Origin of the sequence: Limimaricola pyoseonensis, assembly GCF_900102015.1 — a bacterium.
In the GTDB taxonomy this organism is placed as follows: Bacteria; Pseudomonadota; Alphaproteobacteria; order Rhodobacterales; family Rhodobacteraceae; genus Limimaricola; species Limimaricola pyoseonensis.
In genome coordinates, this window is record NZ_FNAT01000002.1 from 461,914 (window position 1) to 482,320 (window position 20,407).

General features: G+C 70.8%; 20 protein-coding genes. 17 read left to right on the plus strand and 3 right to left on the minus strand.

What is annotated here, in order from left to right; all coding sequences use genetic code 11:
• Window positions 1–185 precede the first annotated feature (185 nt).
• Entirely contained in the window at window positions 186–1,127 is a 942-nt protein-coding gene (locus tag BLT43_RS06070) for a choline ABC transporter substrate-binding protein (RefSeq protein ID WP_090111021.1), read from the minus strand.
• A gap of 111 nt (window positions 1,128–1,238) precedes the next feature.
• Here BLT43_RS06070 and betI point away from each other — a divergent pair, with 111 nt between their 5' ends.
• The 7 genes from betI to BLT43_RS06105 all read left to right on the plus strand — a co-directional run bounded on the left by betI (window position 1,239) and on the right by BLT43_RS06105 (window position 8,133).
• Complete coding sequence (gene betI, locus BLT43_RS06075; RefSeq protein ID WP_090111023.1) at window positions 1,239–1,814, plus strand: choline-binding transcriptional repressor BetI; 576 nt, start codon at window positions 1,239–1,241, stop codon at window positions 1,812–1,814.
• Window positions 1,811–3,322 (plus strand): choline-sulfatase, encoded by a 1,512-nt coding sequence (betC, locus tag BLT43_RS06080; protein ID WP_090111025.1) that lies wholly within the window; start codon window positions 1,811–1,813, stop codon window positions 3,320–3,322. Before betI ends, betC begins: the two co-directional genes overlap by 4 nt.
• Before the next feature lie 19 nt (window positions 3,323–3,341).
• The gene (gene betB / locus BLT43_RS06085) at window positions 3,342–4,799 is read left to right on the plus strand and encodes a betaine-aldehyde dehydrogenase (RefSeq protein WP_090111027.1); all 1,458 of its coding nucleotides are present in this window, start codon (window positions 3,342–3,344) and stop codon (window positions 4,797–4,799) included.
• 72 nt (window positions 4,800–4,871) lie between these two features.
• Entirely contained in the window at window positions 4,872–6,530 is a 1,659-nt protein-coding gene (gene betA, locus BLT43_RS06090; RefSeq protein ID WP_090111029.1) for a choline dehydrogenase, read from the plus strand.
• Between the two features lie 82 nt (window positions 6,531–6,612).
• Entirely contained in the window at window positions 6,613–7,278 is a 666-nt protein-coding gene (locus BLT43_RS06095) for a thermonuclease family protein (RefSeq protein ID WP_090111030.1), read from the plus strand.
• A gap of 88 nt (window positions 7,279–7,366) precedes the next feature.
• Window positions 7,367–7,759, plus strand: a complete 393-nt coding sequence (locus BLT43_RS06100) for a hypothetical protein (protein WP_090111032.1) — start codon at window positions 7,367–7,369, stop codon at window positions 7,757–7,759.
• Between the two features lie 155 nt (window positions 7,760–7,914).
• Window positions 7,915–8,133 (plus strand): hypothetical protein, encoded by a 219-nt coding sequence (locus BLT43_RS06105; RefSeq protein WP_131802625.1) that lies wholly within the window; start codon window positions 7,915–7,917, stop codon window positions 8,131–8,133.
• Window positions 8,134–8,212: 79 nt separating this feature from the next.
• Here the strand turns inward: BLT43_RS06105 and BLT43_RS06110 are convergent, their stop codons facing one another.
• Window positions 8,213–8,737: a DUF4174 domain-containing protein gene (locus tag BLT43_RS06110; protein WP_090111516.1), complete on the minus strand. Its 525-nt coding sequence runs from the start codon at window positions 8,735–8,737 to the stop codon at window positions 8,213–8,215.
• Window positions 8,738–8,899: 162 nt separating this feature from the next.
• On the opposite strand from BLT43_RS06110, the gene BLT43_RS06115 reads away from it, so the two are divergent.
• The 6 genes from BLT43_RS06115 to BLT43_RS06140 all read left to right on the plus strand — a co-directional run bounded on the left by BLT43_RS06115 (window position 8,900) and on the right by BLT43_RS06140 (window position 13,178).
• Entirely contained in the window at window positions 8,900–9,688 is a 789-nt protein-coding gene (locus BLT43_RS06115; protein WP_090111036.1) for a hypothetical protein, read from the plus strand.
• A 74-nt stretch (window positions 9,689–9,762) separates the two neighbouring features.
• A complete protein-coding gene (locus BLT43_RS06120; protein WP_090111038.1) occupies window positions 9,763–10,236 on the plus strand; it encodes a GNAT family N-acetyltransferase in 474 nt (157 codons plus the stop codon).
• A 31-nt stretch (window positions 10,237–10,267) separates the two neighbouring features.
• Window positions 10,268–11,005 (plus strand): molecular chaperone DjiA, encoded by a 738-nt coding sequence (locus BLT43_RS06125; RefSeq protein WP_090111039.1) that lies wholly within the window; start codon window positions 10,268–10,270, stop codon window positions 11,003–11,005.
• On the plus strand, window positions 11,005–12,027 hold the full coding sequence (locus tag BLT43_RS06130) for an endonuclease/exonuclease/phosphatase family protein (RefSeq protein WP_090111041.1): 1,023 nt from the start codon (window positions 11,005–11,007) through the stop codon (window positions 12,025–12,027). Before BLT43_RS06125 ends, BLT43_RS06130 begins: the two co-directional genes overlap by 1 nt.
• A gap of 10 nt (window positions 12,028–12,037) precedes the next feature.
• Window positions 12,038–12,427 carry a hypothetical protein gene (locus tag BLT43_RS06135; protein ID WP_090111043.1) on the plus strand — a complete coding sequence of 130 codons (390 nt, stop codon included), beginning with the start codon at window positions 12,038–12,040 and terminating at the stop codon, window positions 12,425–12,427.
• 76 nt (window positions 12,428–12,503) lie between these two features.
• Window positions 12,504–13,178 carry an HAD-IA family hydrolase gene (locus tag BLT43_RS06140; protein WP_165612549.1) on the plus strand — a complete coding sequence of 225 codons (675 nt, stop codon included), beginning with the start codon at window positions 12,504–12,506 and terminating at the stop codon, window positions 13,176–13,178.
• Between the two features lie 7 nt (window positions 13,179–13,185).
• Here BLT43_RS06140 and proS read toward each other — a convergent pair whose 3' ends face one another.
• A complete protein-coding gene (gene proS / locus BLT43_RS06145) occupies window positions 13,186–14,523 on the minus strand; it encodes a proline--tRNA ligase (protein ID WP_090111046.1) in 1,338 nt (445 codons plus the stop codon).
• A gap of 175 nt (window positions 14,524–14,698) precedes the next feature.
• On the opposite strand from proS, the gene BLT43_RS06150 reads away from it, so the two are divergent.
• From BLT43_RS06150 to BLT43_RS06165, 4 genes are all read left to right on the plus strand, one after another.
• Window positions 14,699–15,811, plus strand: a complete 1,113-nt coding sequence (locus BLT43_RS06150) for an AI-2E family transporter (protein WP_090111048.1) — start codon at window positions 14,699–14,701, stop codon at window positions 15,809–15,811.
• The gene (locus BLT43_RS06155) at window positions 15,796–16,491 is read left to right on the plus strand and encodes a P-loop NTPase family protein (RefSeq protein ID WP_090111050.1); all 696 of its coding nucleotides are present in this window, start codon (window positions 15,796–15,798) and stop codon (window positions 16,489–16,491) included. Before BLT43_RS06150 ends, BLT43_RS06155 begins: the two co-directional genes overlap by 16 nt.
• A 49-nt stretch (window positions 16,492–16,540) precedes the next feature.
• Entirely contained in the window at window positions 16,541–18,709 is a 2,169-nt protein-coding gene (locus BLT43_RS06160; protein WP_090111518.1) for an RNA degradosome polyphosphate kinase, read from the plus strand.
• A gap of 148 nt (window positions 18,710–18,857) precedes the next feature.
• Entirely contained in the window at window positions 18,858–20,405 is a 1,548-nt protein-coding gene (locus tag BLT43_RS06165; RefSeq protein ID WP_165612550.1) for a Ppx/GppA family phosphatase, read from the plus strand.
• Window positions 20,406–20,407: the final 2 nt, after the last annotated feature.

Sequence of the window (20,407 nt, forward strand, 5' to 3'; positions counted from 1 at the left end):
CTCCGTGTCCGTGGGGGATCGCGGGCGCGCGGCGCGGCTCGGCTGAGCGGGGCCTCGCGGCGATCCGGATGTCGGCGGCGGGGGGCCGGATCGCTCCGGCCGAAAAGAAGGCGGCCCGCGCGGCCATGCGGCCGGGGCCGGAAAGGGCAGGGCGCGGCGGTCGTCCCGCCGCGCCCCAAGGGGCGTCAGCCCGCGATCGCGCTCTCGACGGCGGGCATCGCTTCGCCGCCATCCATCGTGGTCACGCCCTCGAGCCAGGGGCCGAGCGCGTCCATGTTCTGCGACAGCCAGGCACGCGCGGCGTCGCGCGGCTGCTCGCCGTCGTTCAGGATCGCGCCCATGATCTCGTTCTCCATCTCGAGGCTGAACTCGAGGTTCTGGAGCAGCTGGCCCACGTTCGGGCATTCCGCGACGAAGCCGGCGCGGGTGTTGGTGTTGACCTCGGCGCCGCCGAGGTTCGGTCCGAACCAGTCGTCGCCGCCCTCGAGATAGGTCATGTCGAAGCTGGCGTTCATCGGGTGGGGCTCCCAGCCGAGGAAGATCACCGGCTCGTCGCGGCGCGAGGCGCGGTCGACCTGCGCCAGCATGCCCTGCTCGGAGCTTTCGACCAGCTCGAACTCGCTCAGCCCGAAGGCGCCGGCCTCGATCATGTCGAGGATCAGGCGGTTGCCGTCATTGCCCGGCTCGATGCCGTAGATCTCGGCGTCGAGCGCATCGGCATTGGCGGCGATGTCGTCGAAGCTGTCGATGCCCAGCGCGGCGCCCGCGGCGTTGGTGGCCAGCGTGTACTTCGCGCCGGTCAGGTTGGTGCGGACGGTCTCGACCGTGCCGGCCTCGCGGTAGGGGGCGATGTCGCCCTCCATGGTCGGCATCCAGTTTCCGAGGAACACGTCGATGTCGCCATCGGCCATCGAGGTATAGGTCACCGGCACCGACAGGATCTTCACGTCGGTCTCGTAGCCCAGCGCCTCGAGGATCTCCGTGGTCACCGCGGTGGTGGCGGTGATGTCGGTCCAGCCGACGTCGGAGAAGGTGATCTGGCCGCAGCTTTCTGCCTCCTGCGCCGCGGCGCCGGTTGCCGCGGCGGCGGTCAGCGCCAGCGCGCTGATCGTGGTGCGAAGCATCATCTTTTTGGTCCTCTCTGTGGTTCCGGGTTCTTGATTGACGCGTCAATAAAAACCCGATTAAGGTCGCGGATGCAACCCGGTCGCCCGACCGGGCCGGAGCGGAGACCCTTTATGCCCAAGCTCGGAATGGAGCCTATACGCCGCGCTGCACTGGTCAAAGCGACGATCGAGGAGATCGGCGTGCAGGGCTCGCTCGACGTCACGGTGGCCCAGATCGCCCGTCGGGCCGGCATGTCCTCGGCGCTGGCGCATCACTATTTCGGCAACAAGGACCAGATCTTCCTGGCCGCGATGCGCTACCTCCTGGCGGTCTATTCGGCCGAGGTGCGCGAGGCTCTGGTGGCCGCAAGGGGCGACCCGCGCGCCCGGGTGGCGGCGATCCTGCGGACCAACTTCGCGCCGAGCAATTTCCGTCCCGAGGTGGTGGCGGCCTGGATGAACTTCTACGTGCTGGCGCGCACCTCGCCGCGCGCGGCGCGGCTGCTGCGCATCTACCACGCCCGGCTGCGCTCCAACCTCGCCCACGACCTGCGCCCGCTGCTCGGGCGCGGCGCCGGCGACGCGGCCGAGCGGCTCGCGGCGCTGATCGACGGGCTGTATCTCAAGCAGGGGCTGACCGGCGGCGCGCCCGACGGCCCCGGCGCCGTCAGGCAGCTGCTCGCCGCGCTCGAGCTGGAGCTGAAATGACCGCCCGGCCGAACATCCTCGTGCTGATGGTGGACCAGCTCACCGGCACGCTGTTTCCCGACGGCCCGGCCGACTGGCTGCACGCCCCCAATCTCAGGCGGCTGGCCGCGCGCTCGGCGCGTTTCGCCAACGCCTATACCGCAAGCCCGCTCTGCGCGCCGGGCCGGGCGTCCTTCATGTCGGGCCGGCTGCCCTTCCGCACCGGCGTCTACGACAACGCGGCCGAGTTTGCCTCGGACATGCCGACCTTCGCGCATCACCTGCGCCGCGCCGGCTGGCAGACCTGCCTGTCGGGCAAGATGCATTTCGTCGGTCCCGACCAGCTGCACGGCTTCGAGGAGCGGCTGACCACAGACATCTACCCCGCCGATTTCGGCTGGACCCCCGACTGGCGCCGCCCCGACGAGCGGATCGACTGGTGGTACCACAATCTCGGTTCTGTCACCGGCGCCGGCGTGGCCGAGATCACCAACCAGCTGGAATACGACGACGACGTCGCCCACCAGGCCAAGACCCGGCTCTACGACCTCGCGCGCGGCCATGACGCGCGGCCCTGGTGCCTGACGGTGAGCTTCACCCATCCGCACGATCCCTACGTCGCGCGGCGCAAGTACTGGGATCTCTACGAGGGCTGCGCGCATCTCGACCCGGCCAGCCCGGCGATCCCCTTCGAGGCGCAGGATCCGCATTCGCGGCGGCTGATGGAGGCCAGCGATTTCCGCGCCTTCGACATCTCGCCCGAAGAGGTGCGCCGGGCGCGCCAGGGCTACTTTGCCAACATCTCCTACGTGGACGACAAGATCGGCGAGATCCTGCAGGTGCTCGAGGACACGCGCCAGGAGGCGATCGTGGTCTTCGTCTCGGACCATGGCGACATGCTCGGCGAGCGCGGGCTGTGGTTCAAGATGAGCTTCTTCGAGGGCTCGGCCCGTGTGCCGCTGATGATCGCCGCGCCGGGGCTGGAGCCGGGCCGGATCGACGACCCGGTCTCGACCGTCGACGTGACGCCGACGCTGTGCGACCTCGCCGGCGTCGACCTCGCCGAGGTCATGCCCTGGACCGATGGCGAGAGCCTCGTGCCGCTGGGGCAGGGTGGTCGGCGCAGCACGCCGGTGGCGATGGAATACGCCGCCGAAGGCTCGATCGCGCCGATGATCGCCCTGCGCGAGGGGCGGTACAAGTACACGGCCTGCCCGGCCGATCCCGACCAGCTCTTCGACCTCGAGGCCGACCCGCAGGAGCGGGCGGATCTCGCGGGCGATCCCGACCACGCCGACATCCTGGCGCGGTTCCGCGCCATGGCGGCCGAACGCTGGGATCTCGACGCGGTGGACGCCGAGGTGCGCGCCAGCCAGGCGCGCCGCCACGTGGTCTACGAGGCGCTCCGGCAGGGCGGCTACTACCCCTGGGACCACCAGCCGCTCCGCGCCGCCTCCGAACGCTACATGCGCAATCACATGGACCTGAACATCCTCGAGGAAAGCCAGCGCTTTCCGCGCGGGGAATGAGACGAACAGAGGACCCGACATGAGCTACGACACCCAGCCCGAGGCCAGCCACTTCATCGACGGCGCCTATGTCGAGGACGAGGCCGGCGCCGCGCTGCCGGTGATCTACCCGGCGACCGGCGCCACCGTGGCCAACCTCCACGCCGCGACCCCGGCGCTGGTCGACCGCGCCATCGCCGCCGCCAAGCGCGCCCAGCCTGCCTGGGCGGCGATGACCGGCACCGAGCGCGGCCGCATCCTGCGCCGCGCCGCCGACATCATGCGCGAACGCAATCGCGAGCTGTCGGAGCTGGAGACCTACGACACCGGCAAGCCGCTGCAGGAGACGCTGGTGGCCGACGCCACCTCGGGCGCCGACGCGCTCGAGTATTTCGGCGGCATCGCGGCGACGCTGGCGGGCGAGCACATCCAGCTGGGCGAGGATTTCATCTACACCCGGCGCGAGCCGCTCGGCGTCACCGTCGGCATCGGCGCCTGGAACTACCCGACCCAGATCGCCTGCTGGAAGGCCGCCCCGGCGCTGGCCTGCGGCAACACCATGGTGTTCAAGCCCTCCGAGACCACGCCGCTCTGCGCGCTGAAGGTGGCCGAGATCCTCAAGGAGGCGGGCCTGCCCGACGGCGTGTTCAACGTGGTGCAGGGCTATGGCGAGGTCGGCGCGGGGCTGGTCGGCGACGACCGGGTCTCCAAGGTCTCGCTCACCGGCTCGGTGCCCACGGGCCGCAAGGTCTATGCCGCCGCCGCCGCCGACATGAAGTCGGTGACGATGGAGCTCGGCGGCAAGTCGCCGCTGGTGATCTTCGACGACGCCAGCCTCGAGGACGCGGTCTCGGCGGCGATCAACGCCAATTTCTACTCGACCGGGCAGGTCTGCTCGAACGGCACCCGCGTCTTCGTGCAGGACGGCATCCGCGACGCCTTCATCGAGCGGCTCTCCGAGCGGCTGAAGGGCGTGAAGATGGGCGACCCGATGGACCAGAGCGTCAATTTCGGGCCGATGGTGTCCGAGCGCCAGCGCGAGATCGTCGAGGGCTTCATCTCCCAGGGCGTGGCCGAGGGCGCGCGGCTGGTCACCGGCGGCGGCCGGCCCGAGCGCGAGGGGTTCTGGATCGAGCCCACCGTTTTCGCCGACGTGAAGGACGACATGACCATCGCGCGCGAGGAGATCTTTGGCCCCGTGATGTCGGTGTTCGGCTTCGCCACCGAGGAGGAGGCGCTCGAGCGCGCCAACGCCACGGTCTACGGCCTCTCGGCCGGGGTCTTCACCCGCGACCTCGCCCGCGCGCACCGCTTCGTGGCGGGGCTGCAGGCCGGGTCGTGCTGGATCAACACCTACAACCTGACGCCCGTCGAGGCGCCCTTCGGCGGCATGAAGATGTCCGGCGTCGGCCGCGAGAACGGGCAGGTGGCGATCGAGCACTGGAGCCAGCTCAAGACCGTCTACGTCGCGATGGGCGAGGTCGAGGCGCCGTTCTGAGCCGCGCGAGGCGCTGAAACGCAAGGACAGGGGCGGCCGGCCGGCCGCCCCGACAGAAGATGGATGGCAGAAATGGAAGCGGATTATGTGATCGTCGGGGCCGGCAGCGCCGGCTGCGCCATGGCCTACCGGCTGTCGGAGGCCGGCCGGAGCGTGATCGTCATCGAGTATGGCGGCACCGATGCCGGGCCGTTCATCCAGATGCCCGGCGCGCTGAGCTACCCGATGAACATGGCGCGCTACGACTGGGGCTACAAGTCCGAGCCCGAGCCGCATCTCGGCGGCCGGCAGCTGGTGACGCCGCGCGGCAAGGTGATCGGCGGCTCCTCCTCGATCAACGGCATGGTCTATGTGCGCGGCCATGCGCGCGACTTCGACACCTGGTCGGAGATGGGCGCGCAAGGCTGGGACTACGCCTCGGTGCTGCCCTACTTCAAGCGGATGGAGAACTGGCACGATGGCGGCCATGGCGGCGACCCGGCGCGCCGCGGCCATGACGGCCCGCTGCACGTCACCCGCGGGCCGCGCGACAACCCGCTGACCCGCGCCTTCGTCGAGGCCGGGGCGCAGGCGGGCTACCAGCTCACCGACGACTACAACGGCGAGAAGCAGGAAGGCTTCGGCCCGATGGAGGCGACGATCTGGCAGGGCACCCGCTGGTCGGCCGCCAACGCCTATCTGCGCCCGGCGCTCAAGCGCGACAATTGCACGCTGGTGCGCGGGCTGGCGCATCGCGTGGTGATCGAGGAGGGCCGGGCCACCGGCGTCGAGATCAGCCGCGGCGACGCGCGCCCCGAGATCGTCAAGGCGCGCCGCGAGGTGATCCTCGCCGCCTCCTCGATCAACTCGCCCAAGATCCTGATGCTGTCGGGCATCGGCCCGGCCGCGCATCTGGCCGAGCACGGCATCGATGTGAAGGCCGACCGCCCCGGCGTCGGCCAGAACCTGCAGGACCATCTCGAGATGTACGTCCAGATGGCCGCGACCCAGCCGGTGTCGCTCTACAGCCACTGGAACCTGTGGGGGAAGGGCAAGGCCGGCACGCAGTGGATGCTGTCGCGCACCGGCCTCGGCGCCTCGAACCAGTTCGAGAGCGCGGGCTTCATCCGCTCGCGCGCGGGCGTCGAGTATCCCGACATCCAGTACCACTTCCTGCCGATGGCGGTGCGCTACGACGGCCAGGCCCCGGCCGAGGGGCACGGCTTCCAGGTGCATGTCGGGCCGATGCGCTCGGAATCGCGCGGGCAGGTCACGCTGGCCTCGGCCGACCCGGCGCGGGCGCCGAAGATCCTGTTCAACTACATGTCGACCGAGAAGGACTGGGCCGAGTTCCGGACCTGCATCCGGCTGACGCGCGAGATCTTCGCCCAGCCGGCCTTCGCGCCCTATCGCGGCCACGAGATCCAGCCCGGCGAGAAGGTGCAGAGCGACGAGGAGCTGAACGAGGCGATCCGCGAACATGCCGAGAGCGCCTATCACCCCTGCGGCACCTGCCGGATGGGCGCGGCCGACGATGCCGGGGCGGTGGTCGACCCCGAATGCCGGGTGATCGGGGTCGAGGGGCTGCGGCTGGCCGACAGTTCGATCTTCCCGCGCATCACCAACGGCAATCTCAACGCGCCGTCGATCATGGTGGGCGAGAAGGCCTCCGACCACATTCTCGGCCGTCATCTCGCGCCGCTCAACGAGCAGCCCTGGATCCACCCGAACTGGCGGGTCTCGCAGCGCTAGAATCGGCGGTTGGGCACAAATTGCTTAACCAAAAGTTAAGATCGGCCTTGCCGGGGCGGGCGTTTCGCCCGACATCCCCGGCATGGCCTGCTTCGCGCTTCTCGCCCTGGTCGGCCTTTGCGCCGCCGCGCCCGACCCGACCGGCCCCGCCGGCCGGCTGGTCGTGGTCGACGGCGACACCTTCGACGTGGGCGGAGAGCGGGTGCGGCTGCACGGGGTCGACGCGCCCGAGGCGGCGCAGCGCTGCGAGACGCCGGGCGGGGCCGACTGGGCCTGCGGCGACTGGGTCACGCAGGAGGTGACGCTGCGATTCGCGGGGCGCGAGGCGGTCTGCGCCGAGGTCGACACCGACCGCTACGGCCGGATCGTGGCGCGCTGCGCCATCGAGGGGCGCGATCTCGGCGAGGCGATCGTCTCGGCCGGGCTGGCGCTGGCCTACGAGGAATATTCCGACGCCTATGTGAACCACGAGCGCGAGGCCCGCGACGACGGGCGCGGCATCTGGCGCGGCACGGTCCAGGACCCGGCCGACTGGCGCCGCGGCCGGCGCGAGGCCCGCGCCGAGGCCAACGCGCCCGCGCCGGGCGAATGCACGATCAAGGGCAACGTCTCGGGCGGCGGGCGGATCTACCACCTGCCGCAGGACCCGTTCTACGGCCGCACGAAGATCGACACCGGCAAGGGCGAGCGCTGGTTCTGCTCGGAGGCCGAGGCGCGCCGCGCCGGCTGGCGTCACGCCGGCAGCTGACCCGGCTGGCCGGGGCGGGGCGGCCGCGCTATCACGGGGGCCCGAAGGGCCGCGCCGCGGCCGAGACAGCCCCGTGAGGACCGACAGAATGGAAAAGCACCGCGGCTTTCCCAGCCGGCTGCCCGGCACCGACTACCAGTTCACCATCCGCCGTGCCTCGAAGGAGGGGCCGACCAAGATCATCCGGCGCGAGCGCTTCCGCGACCGCCGCCCGCCCGACAAGCGCGCCGACGAGGGCTTCATGGCCGCGCTCTGGGCGCAGTTCGGCGAGGAGCCCTTCGTGCGGGGCAATCTCGACGCCGGGCGGCTGAGCTGGCTGTTCGGCCGCGAGGTGGTGCCCGCCGAGGACCCCTTCGACCCGCAGGACTACGACGCGCTGCTCAGGATCGACCTCGCCGAGGCGCGCCGCAGCTTCCCGGACGTCTTCGCCGGCACCGGCGAGGCGGAGGACTGGGACGAGGTCGACGACGAAGACCGGTAGGCGGAAGGGCCGGCGGGCGGCGGGATGCCGCCGACCGGCGTGGCATGGCGGCCCGTCACCTGTTGCAGCGATGCGCAAGTATCTTGCACCTCGCAGTGGCGCATGGCAGTGACGGCTCTATCTGGGGCACAACAGACCACCTTCGGAGACCTTCCATGGCATCCATGTTCAAACTCTTCGGCGCGCTCGGCGTCGCCGTGACCCTCGCCGCCTGCGGCGCCTCGCCGGGCGAGCGCGCTGCCACCGGCGCCCTTGCCGGCGCTGCCGCTGCCGAACTGACCGGCGAAGACGCCGTGACCGGCGCGCTGGTCGGCGGTGCGATCGGCGGCATCGCGCCCTGCGTGACCAACCCGAACGCCCGCGGCTGCTACTAAGCCTGCGGGCCGCTTCGGCCTGGCCGGGGCGGCGCATTGGAAGGGCCGTCGGGAGCGATCCCGGCGGCCCTTTCGCATGTCAGCGGATCTGCGGCGGCGTCATCTCGGTCGTGTCGCGGGCGGCGCCGGGGGCGCGGTTGGCGTCGCGGATCTCCTGCTGGCGCAAGGGCAGCTTGTCGATCGCGCGGATCAGCTCGCGCCCCGAGAAGGGCGCCGGCTTGCGCTGGGCGATGCGGCCGTCCTTGCCGATCAGAAGCAGCGCGAAGCCGCGCGGGCGCAGCGATCTGCGGATCGGGCTGCGCGCATCGGGATCGGTGTCGATCAGGATGATCACGTCGCGCGCCACCAGCTCGTCCACCAGCTCGCCCAGAAGCGCGATCTGGCGGCGGAACTGCGGGTCGTCCGGGCTGTCGGCAAAGACGATCACCGGCCTGAGCCGGTATTCGAACTGCTCGAGCTCGGCTTCGCCCACGGGGTAGGCGGCGGCCGGCTGATCCTGCCAGCGCGAGATCAGCGCTTCGGCCGGCTCCTGCGCGGCGGCGGCCTGTCCTACCGCGATGATCGCGGCCAGACATGCCGCGGGCAGCGTGAAAACTTGTCCCATGATCCTGAACATAGGCACGAATTCGCTCGCCGCGAAGACCGTCGCAACGTCGCACCCGGATTTTTGTCGCCGATGCGGGGCGCGGGGCGGGCGCCCCCTTGCGCCACGGGCGTTTCCACGAGAGGTAGCACCGCTCGCCGTTCACGACCGCAGGAGTATCGGATGCAAAGCGCCGTCTATCTCGTCAATCTCGATCGCCGCGCCGATCGGCTGGCGGAGATGCGCGCGCAGCTCGACCGGATCGGGCTGACGGGCTGGACCCGGATCCCGGCGCTCGACGCGCGCGCCGTGCCGGCCGGCCGGGTGCATCCGCGCGTGGCCGATCGCGGCCACCGCGTGCGGATGGGCCGCGGCAGCCAGTGCTACGCGGCCTCCTTCCTCGCGGCGCTCGAGATCTTCCTCGCCGATGGCCGCGACAGCGCGATCTTCCTGCAGGACGACGTGCGGCTGTCCCCGGCTCTGGCGCCGATGGCGCGCGACGCGTCCTTCGTGCCCGAGGGCATCGGCCTCGTGCAGCTCGAGCAGTTCGGATCGGGGCAGGGCAAGGTGCTGCTCGGCCCAGAACTCGCCCGCGCGCCCTTCGACCCGCAGCGAAAGCTGCACCGGCTGCATTCGCGCCGGGCCGGCGCGGCCTGCTTCTGGCTCAGGCGTGAGGCGGCCCGCGCGATCCTCGAAGGCGATTTCGAGATCGACATGCCGACCGACCACCTGCTGTTCAGCCCCAACGTCTCGCCTGTCTTCGACCGCCTCGACGTGGCGCTGATGACGCCGGCCATGGCGCGGCAGGACATGGCGGGCACCGCCTCGGACCTGTCGGCCGAGCGGCGGCGCAAGAAACACCCGGTCGAGCGGCTGCGGCGCCTGCATCACGAGATCAACCTGCTGCCGCGGCAGGCCGCGCTCAGCCTGACCGGCCGGGCCAGCTGGCAACGTCCGGAGCTGCAGCTCTAGACGCGGCCGGGCCGGGGGTTGCGCTCCGCCCGAGGATCGGCGCATGTCGCGGCGAGACCGAAAAGGACCGCGCCATGATCCGATCCGCCACCCCCGACGACGCGCCCGCGCTCGCGACGCTGTGGAACCGGGTGATCCGCGACACCACCACCATCTTCAACGCGACCGAGCGCAGCGAGGCCGAGGTGGCGCAGCTGATCACGGCGGGCGATCCGTTTCTCGTCTGGGACGAGGGGCGGGGCGCGCGCGGCCTGGCACGCTGGTTTCCCTTCCGCGGCACCGACGGCTACCGCCACACGGTCGAGCACACCATCCTGCTGGGCGAGGATCTGCACGGCCGCGGCGTCGGCCGGGCGATGATGGCGCAGCTGTTCGAGACCGCGCGCGCCGCCGATAAGCACGTGATGGTGGCCTGCGTCACCGCCGAGAACCGCGCCGGGCTCGCCTTCCACGAGCGGCTGGGCTTCGAGCGGACCGGCCTCATGCCCGAGGTGGGGCGCAAGTTCGGCCGCTGGCTCGATCTTGCCATCCTGCAGAAACGTCTCTGACAACGCCGCGCTGCGGCGCTAAGGTGTGCCCATGTCGATCTGGACCCGCATAGCCCAGGCCATCGCCGCGCTCCGCCAGGGCGAAAGCCTGTCGGCGGTGTTCGACCTGCTGCGCGCCCCGCCCGAACGCTCGGTCGCCTTTGCGATCGCGGTGATCGCGCTGGGCGCCAAGATGGCCAAGGCCGACGGGCAGGTGACCCGCAACGAGGTCGCGGCCTTCCGCGAGGTCTTCACCATCCCGCCCGAGGAGGAGAAGAACGCCGCGCGCGTGTTCAACATGGCCCGCACCGACGTCGCGGGCTTCGAGGATTACGCGCGGCGCATCGCGCGCATGTTCCGCAACGAGCGCGGCCCGCTTTGCGACCTGATGGAGGGGCTCTTCCACATCGCGCTGGCCGATGGCGACTACCACCCCGACGAGAACGCCTTCCTGCAGGAGGTGGCGCGGATCTTCGAGATCGACGAGCGCAGCTTCGCGCGGCTCAGGGCGCGCTTCGTGCCCGATGCCGAGCCCGACCCCTACGACGTTCTCGGGGTCGAGCCGGACGACGATCTGGGCACGATCCGCGGCGCCTGGCGGGCGGTGGTGCGCGAGACCCATCCCGACCGGCTGGCCGCGCGCGGCCTGCCGGAGGAGGCGATGCAGATGGCCGAGAAGCGCCTGATCGCCGCCAACCGGGCCTGGGAGCGGATCAACGAGCTGCGCGACGCGGCGGAGACGGTCGCGATGCCGGGGCCGGGCGGGAACGGAGCCGGGGACCGCGCCTGATGCGGCTGGCGACGTGGAACGTCGCCTGGTTCGACCGGCTGTTCGACGCGTCCGGCCGCCCGCTGCGCGATGACGGCGATTCGGGCCGCCACGGCGTCTCCCGCGGGGCGCAGATCGAGGCGATCGCCCGGGTGCTGCGCGCGATCGACGCCGACGGGGTGATGCTGATCGAGGCGCCCGACACCGGCGGACGGCGCAGCGGCGTGCGCGCGCTCGAACGCTTCGCCGCCGAGGAACGGCTGCGGACCCGCGAGGCCGTGATCGGCTTTCCCAGCCATACCCAGCAGGAGATCGCCTTCCTGCACGACGCCGCGGTGCTGTCGGCCCGCCACGACCCGCGCGCCGCGCCGGGGGCGCCGCGCTTCGACGCGCCATCGGGGCCCGCGCGGATCGAGGGGCCGCCGGTCGCCTGGTCGAAGCCGCCGCTCGAGCTTGAGGTGCGGGCCGAGGGGCGGGCGCTGCGGCTGATCGGCGTGCACGCGAAATCCAAGGCGCCGCATGGCGCGGAGACGCCCGGCGAGGCCCGGCGCATCGCCATAGAGAACCGGCGCAAGCAGCTGGCGCAATGCGCCTGGCTGCGGGCGCGGATCGAGGATCATCTCGAGGCGGGCGACAGCCTCGTGGTGCTGGGCGATTTCAACGACGGGCCCGGCCTCGACGCCGAAGAGCGGCTGTTCGGCCGCTCGGGCGTCGAGGTGGCGATGGGCGAGGGCGGGCCAGAGGCGCTGCGCCTCTTCGATCCGCATGCCCGGGCGGCGCTTGCGCGGCCCGCTGGCGCGGGGCCGGCGACGGCGCGCTTCGCGGTGCCGCCCGACTGGCATATCCTCTCGGCGCTGCTCGACTACGTGATGGTCTCGCCGGATCTCATGGCCTGCCGCCCCCGCTGGCGGATCTGGCACCCGCTCGACGACCCCGCGATCCGCGACGATCCCGCCCTGCGCGAGGCGCTGCTGACCGCCTCGGACCATTTCCCGGTCACGCTCGATCTCGACCTGTCTGGACAGGGCGCGACCTCCGGCTAGATCCCCGGCCATGACACGCATCGCCACCGCCGCCGCCATCGCCTTGCTCAGCGCCGCCCCTGCCATGGCACAGCTCGAGGCCACGCCCGAGACCCCCGAGACCGAGGAGTCCGAGGGGTTCGGGCTGATGCAGGAGGGGGCGGATCTGTTCTTCGAGGGTCTGCTCGGCGAGATGGAGCCGGCGATCGAGGATTTCAGGGGCTTCGCCGCGAAGGCCGGGCCGCATCTGCGGGCGCTGCTGTCGGAGATGGGGCCGGCGCTGATGGCGGTGCTCGACCGGATCGACGACATCGCCAATTACGAGCCGCCCGAGATCCTGCCCAATGGCGACATCATCATCCGCCGCCGGCCCGAGGCGCCGCCGTTCCGGCCCGATCCCGCGCCCGAGATCGAACTCTAGGCCCGCGCGCCCGCCCACCATTGCAGTGTCCCGCGCAGCCGCCTAACGTAAGGGGCAGGAGATGCGGGGGAGGCGGATGATAACAGGCGCGAATCCGGGGGAGCCGGTGATCCGCACCGCCATTTTCGATCTCGACGGCACGCTGCTCGACAGCACGCCCGACATCGCCCACGCGGTCAATCGCGTCTTCGCCCGGCACGGGCTCGACCGGACCGAACCCTCGCTGATCGCCGAAATGGTCGGCAACGGCGCGCAGCGGCTGGTCGGCGACCTCCTGATCCGCCAGCGCATCCCGGCCGCGCCGTCCGACATCGACTATCTGACCGCGGCCTATCTCGAGGCCTATGCCGAGGAGCCGCTGCGCGAGGGCCGGCTCTATCCGCATGTCGCAGAGGACCTGGCGCGGCTGCAGGCGCTGGGCTGGCGGCTCGGGGTCTGCACCAACAAGCCGCAGGCGCTGACGCTCTCGATCCTCGAGGCGACGGGGCTCGGATCCTACTTCTTGGCGGTGCGAGGCGCCGATTCCGTGCCGGCGCGCAAGCCCGATCCCGGGCATCTCCTGGCGGTGCTCGAGGATCTCGGCGGCGGCACCGCGCTCTATGTGGGCGACACCGAGGTGGACGAGGCCACGGCCCAGGCGGCCGGGGTGGCGTTTCGCGGCGTCGCCTGGGCGGCGCCGGGCCGGCTCTCGGTGCCCGAGGCCGCCCGGCTGTCGCGGATCGCCGATCTGGCGGCCTCGTCGGTGGCCTGAACCGGCCTCAGAGATAGGCGTAGATGCGGGCGATCTTCTCCACCGCCTGCTCGGGCGGCAGCTCCTCGCTCTCGCCGGTGCGGCGCGAGACCAGCTCGACCACGCCGTTCTTCAGACCCTTCGGGCCGACGGTGATCCGCCACGGCAGGCCGATCAGGTCCATCGTGGCGAACTTGGCGCCGGCGCGCTCGTTGCGGTCGTCGTAGAGCGGGTCGAGGCCCAGCGCCTGAAGACCGGCATAGATGCCGGCGCAGGCCGCGTCGGTCTCGGCGTCGCCCTGGCGCAGGTTGACGATGCCCACGTGGAACGGCGTCACGCCTTCGGGCCAGATGATGCCCTTCTCGTCGTGGCTCGCCTCGATGATCGCGCCGACGAGGCGGCTGACGCCGATGCCGTGGGAGCCCATCTCGACCGGCACGCGCTGCCCTTCGGCATTGGTCACGGTCGCGCCCATCGCCTCGGAATACTTGGTGCCGAAGTAGAAGATCTGGCCGACCTCGATCCCGCGCGAGGAGCGGCGGCGCTCCTCGGGGACCGCGTCGAACAGCGCCGGGTCGTGCGTCTCGTCGGTGCGCGCGTAGGGCGTCGTCCACTCCGAGACGATCTCCTTGAGCTGGTTCGGGTCCTCGTAGTTCACCACGCGGTCCGCCAGCTGCAGGTCGAGGATCGCGCTGTCGTAGAACACCTCGCTCTCGCCGGTCTCGGCCAGCACCAGGAACTCGTGCGTGTTCTCGCCGCCGATCGGGCCGCTGTCGGCGCGCATCGGGATCGCCTTCAGGCCCATCCGCTCGTAGGTGCGCAGGTAGCTCACCATGTGGCGGTCATAGGCCTCGAGCGCGCTCGCCTTGTCGACGTCGAAGTTGTAGCCGTCCTTCATCAGGAACTCGCGGCCGCGCATCACGCCGAAGCGGGGGCGCATCTCGTCGCGGAACTTCCACTGGATGTGGTAGAGCGTCTTGGGCAGGTCGCGGTAGGACGAGATGTAGCTGCGGAAGATGTCGGTGATCATCTCCTCGTTGGTGGGACCGTAGAGCAGGTCGCGGCCGTGCCGGTCCTTGATCCGCAGCATTTCCTCGCCATAGGCCTCGTAGCGCCCGCTCTCGCGCCATAGGTCGGCCGATTGCAGCGTCGGCATCAGGAGCGGGATGTGCCCGGCCTTCTGCTGCTCCTCGTCGACGATGCGCTCGATGTTGCGCAGCACCTTCAGGCCCAGCGGCAGCCACGAGTAGATGCCGACCGCCGCCTGCTTGATCAGGCCGGCGCGCAGCATGTAGCGGTGGCTGACGATCTGCGCCTCGGCGGGCGTCTCCTTCAGCACGGGCAGGAAATAGCGGGTCAGGCGCATGCGGAGATCCTCGGGCTGGGGCTGCGGGCAAACGAATCCCCTCTAGGCCAGCGGGGCCGACCTGACAAGCGATGTCGCGCCGCCGCAGGCCCGCGCGAGCGCCCTCGCGGGGCTTGCGCCGTGGCGGGCGAGCGGCGACATAGTTGCGGACCCGACCTCCCGAGGAGCGTGCCGCGTGGCCCTACCCGTTCAGAAACAGGCCCGGATCTGGGCGATCGCCGCCGCCGTGACCTTCGCGCTGCTGTGGCTTCTGGGCGACGTGATCCTGCCCTTCCTGCTGGGCGGCGCGGTGGCCTACCTGCTCGACCCGGTGGCCGACCGTCTGGAGCGGCTCGGCTTCAGCCGTGTCATGGCGGTGACGGTGATCTCGCTGGTCGCGCTGCTGGTGCTGGTCGTGGCCGTGCTCTTGGTGATCCCGACGCTGATCCGCCAGACCAGCCAGCTGGTGGAGACCGCGCCCCTTCTCTTCGCGCAGCTGCGCGAGGGGCTTTCCTCCCGCTTTCCCGAGCTGATGGACGAGACCTCGACCATCCGCGGCCAGCTCGACGCCATCGGCGAGGGCATCCGCGCCCGCGGCGGCGAGATCCTCAACAGCGTGCTGAGCGCCGGTCTCGGAGTGATCAACCTCCTTGTGCTGCTTCTGGTCGTGCCGGTGGTGGCGATCTACCTGCTGGTCGACTGGGACCGCATGGTGGCCCGCGTCGACGAGCTCTTGCCGCGCGAGCACGCGCCCACCATCCGCCGCCTCGCGGCCGAGATCGACCGCACGCTCGCCTCCTTCATCCGCGGCCAGGGTACGGTCTGCCTGATTCTCGGCACCTACTACGCGGTGGCGCTGGCGCTGGTCGGGCTGAACTTCGGCCTCGTGGTCGGCGCGGTGGCGGGGCTGATCACCTTCATACCTTACGTCGGCGCGCTGGTCGGCGGCGCGCTCGCCATCGGGCTGGCGCTGTTCCAGTTCTGGGGCGAATGGGTCTGGATCGGCGCGGTGGCGGGGATCTTCGTCGCCGGCCAGATGATCGAGGGCAACATTCTCACGCCGCGGCTCGTCGGCTCCTCGGTCGGGCTGCACCCGGTGTGGCTCTTGTTCGCGCTGGCGGTGTTCGGCACGCTGTTCGGCTTCGTCGGCATGCTGGTCGCGGTGCCCTTCGCGGCGATGCTGGGCGTGCTCGCCCGCTTCGCGATCCAGCGTTACCAGGACAGCGCGCTCTATCGCGGCCCGGCGCCGATGCCGCCCGAGGCCGCGGCACCGCCGCCCGCGCGGGACGCCGAATGGCCTGGCAGCTGAGCCTCGACCTGCCGCTGGCGGTGGCGCTGGGGCCGGGGGACTACATCCTGTCGGACGCCAACCGCGCCGCCCATGCCATGGTGATGGCCGAACAGGGCTGGCCCGAGCGCAAGCTGGCGCTGATCGGCGCCCCGGGGTCCGGCAAGAGCCACCTTGCCCGGCTCTGGCAGGCCGAGAGCGAGGCGATGGTGCTGCAGGCCCGCGCGCTCGGTCCCGCGCTGCCGCCGCCCGCGCCGGGCGCCGCGATCGTGGTCGAGGATGTCGACCGGCTGCCGCGCGAGGCCGAGGAGACGCTGTTTCATCTGCACAACCGCCTCGCGGCCTCGGGCGGGCGGCTGCTGCTGACCGCCGACCGGCCGCCGGCGCGGCTCGACATCCGGCTGCCGGATCTTGCCAGCCGGCTGCAGGCCACGGCAGTGGTGCGGATCGAGGATCCCGACGACCGGCTGCTCGCGGCGGTGCTGGCCAAGCATTTCGCCGACCGCCAGCTGGTGCCCGCCGCCGACGTGATCCCCTATCTCGCGGCGCGGATCGAGCGCAGCTTCGCCGCCGCCGCTTGGGCGGTCGAGCGGCTCGACCGCATGGCGCTGGCCGAGGGCCGCCCGGTGACGCGGGCGCTGGCGCGGCGGATGCTCGGGGGGCGGGCACGGCTGGACAATCGGCCCGGCGGGACGAGATAGTGGGACCGACCGTCACCCGGACGTTGCACAGATGCGCCACACCGCCCCCATGACCCAAGCCGATTTCCTCGCCGCCGATTTCCCCGCGCCGGTCGCGCTCGACGCCGACCTCACCGGCCCGGCGCGTTTCGTCAACCGCGAGCTGAGCTGGCTCGGCTTCAACTTCCGGGTGCTGGAAGAGGCCGAGAATCCGCGCGTGCCGCTGCTCGAGCGGCTGCGCTTCCTGTCGATCTCGGCCACCAATCTCGACGAGTTCTACACCGTGCGCGTGGCCGGCCTGCGCGAGCTGGCCCAGGCCGGCAACACCACGCCGGCCGCCGATGGCCTCACCCCGGCCGAGCAGCTGCGCCAGATCGACATCGAGGCGCGCGAGCTGATGCGCCGCCAGCAGGAGATCTTCGCCACGCTGTGCCAGCAGATGGCGCGCGAGGGCATCCAGATCCTGAACCGCTCCGACATCACCAAGGCCGACCGGGCCTTCCTGACCGACGCCTTCCTCAACCGGGTCTTCCCGGTGCTCTCGCCGCTGGCGATCGACCCGGCGCATCCCTTTCCCTTCATCCCGAACGAGGGGCTGGCGCTGGCGCTCGCGCTGGAGCGGACCTCGGACCGCAAGCCGCTCAGGGCGCTCCTGCCGGTGCCGGCGCAGATCGACCGCTTCGTCTCGCTGCCCTCGAGCGAGGGGCAGCGCTACCTGCCGCTCGAGGAGCTTCTGCTGCTCAATCTCGACCAGCTCTTCCCGGGCTACCGGATGAAGGGCCACTGCACCTTCCGGGTGCTGCGCGACAGCGATCTCGAGGTCGAGGAGGAGGCCGAGGACCTCGTGCGCGAATTCGAGGTGGCGCTGAAGCGCCGCCGCCGCGGCGAGGTGGTGCGGATGAAGCTCTCGGCCGGCGCGCCGTCCGCGCTGAAGTCCACCATCATGGAAGAGCTGCACATCCGCGACGCCGAGGTGGTGGAGGTCGAGGGGCTGATCGGCATCGGCAACCTCAAGGAGCTTGTCACCGACGCCCGGCCCGACCTGCTCTGGCCGCCCTTCACCCCGCGGGTCCCTGAGCGGGTGCAGGACCATGACGGCGACATGTTCGCGGCGATCCGCCAGAAGGACATGCTGCTGCACCACCCCTACGAGACCTTCGACATGGTCAACCGCTTCCTGCAGCAGGCGGCGACCGACCCGGACGTGGTGGCGATCAAGCAGACGCTCTATCGCACCTCGCGCAATTCGCCGATCGTCGAGGCGCTGTGCGAGGCGGCCGAGGACGGCAAGTCGGTGACCGCGCTGGTGGAGCTGAAGGCCCGCTTCGACGAGGCCGCCAACATCCGCCAGAGCCGCCGGCTGGAGCGCGCCGGCGCGCATGTCGTCTACGGCTTCACCCAGTACAAGACCCACGCCAAGATCTCGACGGTGGTGCGACGCGAGGGCGACCAGCTCGTCACCTACACGCATTTCGGCACCGGCAACTACCACCCGATCACGGCTCGGATCTACACCGACCTGAGCTTCTTCACCTGCGATGCGGCGCTGGGCCGCGACGCGACCAAGGTGTTCAACTTCATCGGCGGATCGGCCGAGCCGCTGGGGCTCGAGAACCTCGCCATCTCGCCGCTGACGCTGAAATCGCGGCTTCTGGAGATGATCGCCGCCGAGGCCGACCACGCCCGCGCCGGGCGGCCGGCCGAGATCTGGGCCAAGATGAACAGCCTCGTCGAGGCCGAGGTGATCGATGCGCTCTACGAGGCGAGCCGGGCGGGCGTGAAGATCAGCCTCGTGATCCGCGGCATCTGCGGGCTGAGGCCCGGCATCGAGGGGATGTCCGAGAACATCCGCGTGAAGTCGATCGTCGGGCGGTTCCTCGAGCACAGCCGCATCGTCTGCTTCGGGGCGGGGCGCGGCCTGCCGTCGAAGAAGGCGCGGGTCTTCATTTCCTCGGCCGACTGGATGGGCCGCAACCTCAGCCGCCGGGTCGAGACGCTGGCCGAGATCACCAACCCGACGGTGAAGGCGCAGATCACCGACCAGATTATGGCCGCCAACCTCGCCGACGTGGCGCAGAGCTGGGTGATGGGCCCCGATGGCCGCTTTTCCCGCGCCGACTGGCCCGAGGACGGGCGCGCCTTCTCCTGCCACCGCTTCTTCATGGAGAACCCGTCGCTGTCGGGCCGCGGCACGGCCGGGGCGGGCGACGTGCCGCAGCTCACCCACGCGCATGACTGAGCTGCCGCAGGGAGATTGACCCGCCGATCAATTTCCGGCCCGATTTGACTTTGCCGGGCCGGATCGAGGGGTTATGACCCGCCCCGACGCGCGGCGTTGACTCGCACTCGGCCCGCGCCACATGCTGCCGAAGGATCATGGGGGCTTCATGAACGAAAACAGCGACGCCTCAAGCGGCGACTGGGGGCCTTTCGGACGGCCGCTGTTCAACGATCCGGAAAGCCGCGCGCTGAGCCGGGTCGGCGTGGTCGACGTGGGCTCGAACTCGGTCCGCCTCGTGGTGTTCGACGGCGCGGCGCGCAGCCCGGCCTACTTCTACAACGAGAAGATCATGTGCGGCCTCGGCGCCGGGCTGTCGGAGACCGGCAAGCTCAGCCCCGAGGGGCGCGAGCGCGCGCTCAAGGCGCTCAAGCGCTTCGCGACGCTGGCCGAGGGCATGAACATCGTGCCGCTCACCGCCGTCGCCACCGCAGCGGTGCGCGAGGCCGAGGACGGGCCGGAGTTCTGCGAGCAGGTGCTGCGCGAGACCGGGATCGAGGTGCACACCATCTCCGGCGACGAGGAGGCCCGGCTTTCGGCGCAGGGCGTGCTGCTGGGCTGGCCCGGCTCCTACGGCCTCGTCTGCGACATCGGCGGCTCGTCGATGGAGCTGGCCGACATCGCCGAGGGCCGCGTCGGGCGCCGTCTCACCTCGGCGCTGGGCCCGCTGAAGCTCAAGGAGGTGAAGGGCGGCGACGAGGGGCTCGAAGAGTACATCGAGACCACCATTGCCCGGATCCACGAGGAGATGGGCGGCGAGACCGGGATGCGGCTGTTCCTTGTGGGCGGCTCGTGGCGGGCCATCGCGCGCTGCGACATGACCCGGCGCGACTACCCGCTCACCGTGCTGCACGAGTACCGGATGACCGTGGAGGACGTGGCCGAGACCCGCAAATACATCGAGACCGAGGATCCCGACGACCTGCGCAAACGCGCCGGTGTGTCGTCGGACCGGATGGCGCTGGTGCCGCTGGCGATCCGCGTGCTCGACCGTCTGGTCAAGGTGTTCCAGCCCAAGGACATCGCGATCTCGTCCTACGGCATCCGCGAGGGCATGCTCTATGAGCAGATGCCGGCGCAGCTGCGCGATCGCGACCCGCTGATCGAGGCCTGCCGCTTCGCCGAGGCCAAGGATGCGCGTCTGCCCGGCTTCGGCCCTGTGCTTTACGATTTCGTCCGGCCGCTGTTTCCCCATGCCGACTGGCAGCGCAAGCGGATCATCAAGGCCGCCTGCCTGCTGCACGACGTCAGCTGGCGCGCCCATCCCGACTACCGCCCGCAGGTCTGCTTCGACAACGCCACCCGCGCCAATCTCGGTGGTCTGAAGCATTCCGAGCGGGTGTTCCTCGGGCTGGCGCTGATGCACCGCTACTCGAACAAGCGCGAGGGCGCGCGCTACGAGCAGATGTTCACGCTGGTCCGCGACGAGGACAAGCGCGAGGCGGAGGTGCTGGGCAAGGCGATGCGGCTTGGCGCGATGCTGTGGCTCGGCACCGAGACGATGCCCGGCTCGCTGGCGTGGAACGCCGTGGACCGGGTGCTGAAGATCGAGCTCGACCCGCGCGCCCGCAACCTCTTCGGCGAGGTGGCCGAGCAGCGGTTCAACTCGCTGGTCTCGGCGCTCGACGCGACCGGCGAAGTGGCCGTCCGCGACTGACG

Excerpts from the sequence above, each read along its gene's own strand:
- betB (WP_090111027.1), top strand. The coding sequence starts at position 3,342 with ATGAGCTACGACACCCAGCCCGAGGCCAGCCACTTCATCGACGGCGCC.
- BLT43_RS06095 (WP_090111030.1), top strand. The coding sequence starts at position 6,613 with ATGGCCTGCTTCGCGCTTCTCGCCCTGGTCGGCCTTTGCGCCGCCGCG.
- BLT43_RS06135 (WP_090111043.1), top strand. The coding sequence starts at position 12,038 with ATGACACGCATCGCCACCGCCGCCGCCATCGCCTTGCTCAGCGCCGCC.
- BLT43_RS06125 (WP_090111039.1), top strand. The coding sequence starts at position 10,268 with ATGTCGATCTGGACCCGCATAGCCCAGGCCATCGCCGCGCTCCGCCAG.
- BLT43_RS06155 (WP_090111050.1), top strand. The coding sequence starts at position 15,796 with ATGGCCTGGCAGCTGAGCCTCGACCTGCCGCTGGCGGTGGCGCTGGGG.
- BLT43_RS06165 (WP_165612550.1), top strand. The coding sequence starts at position 18,858 with ATGAACGAAAACAGCGACGCCTCAAGCGGCGACTGGGGGCCTTTCGGA.
- BLT43_RS06160 (WP_090111518.1), top strand. The coding sequence starts at position 16,541 with ATGACCCAAGCCGATTTCCTCGCCGCCGATTTCCCCGCGCCGGTCGCG.
- BLT43_RS06115 (WP_090111036.1), top strand. The coding sequence starts at position 8,900 with ATGCAAAGCGCCGTCTATCTCGTCAATCTCGATCGCCGCGCCGATCGG.
- BLT43_RS06140 (WP_165612549.1), top strand. The coding sequence starts at position 12,504 with ATGATAACAGGCGCGAATCCGGGGGAGCCGGTGATCCGCACCGCCATT.
- BLT43_RS06130 (WP_090111041.1), top strand. The coding sequence starts at position 11,005 with ATGCGGCTGGCGACGTGGAACGTCGCCTGGTTCGACCGGCTGTTCGAC.
- proS (WP_090111046.1), bottom strand. The coding sequence starts at position 14,523 with ATGCGCCTGACCCGCTATTTCCTGCCCGTGCTGAAGGAGACGCCCGCC.
- BLT43_RS06110 (WP_090111516.1), bottom strand. The coding sequence starts at position 8,737 with ATGGGACAAGTTTTCACGCTGCCCGCGGCATGTCTGGCCGCGATCATC.
- BLT43_RS06105 (WP_131802625.1), top strand. The coding sequence starts at position 7,915 with ATGGCATCCATGTTCAAACTCTTCGGCGCGCTCGGCGTCGCCGTGACC.
- betI (WP_090111023.1), top strand. The coding sequence starts at position 1,239 with ATGCCCAAGCTCGGAATGGAGCCTATACGCCGCGCTGCACTGGTCAAA.
- BLT43_RS06120 (WP_090111038.1), top strand. The coding sequence starts at position 9,763 with ATGATCCGATCCGCCACCCCCGACGACGCGCCCGCGCTCGCGACGCTG.
- BLT43_RS06100 (WP_090111032.1), top strand. The coding sequence starts at position 7,367 with ATGGAAAAGCACCGCGGCTTTCCCAGCCGGCTGCCCGGCACCGACTAC.
- betA (WP_090111029.1), top strand. The coding sequence starts at position 4,872 with ATGGAAGCGGATTATGTGATCGTCGGGGCCGGCAGCGCCGGCTGCGCC.
- betC (WP_090111025.1), top strand. The coding sequence starts at position 1,811 with ATGACCGCCCGGCCGAACATCCTCGTGCTGATGGTGGACCAGCTCACC.
- BLT43_RS06070 (WP_090111021.1), bottom strand. The coding sequence starts at position 1,127 with ATGATGCTTCGCACCACGATCAGCGCGCTGGCGCTGACCGCCGCCGCG.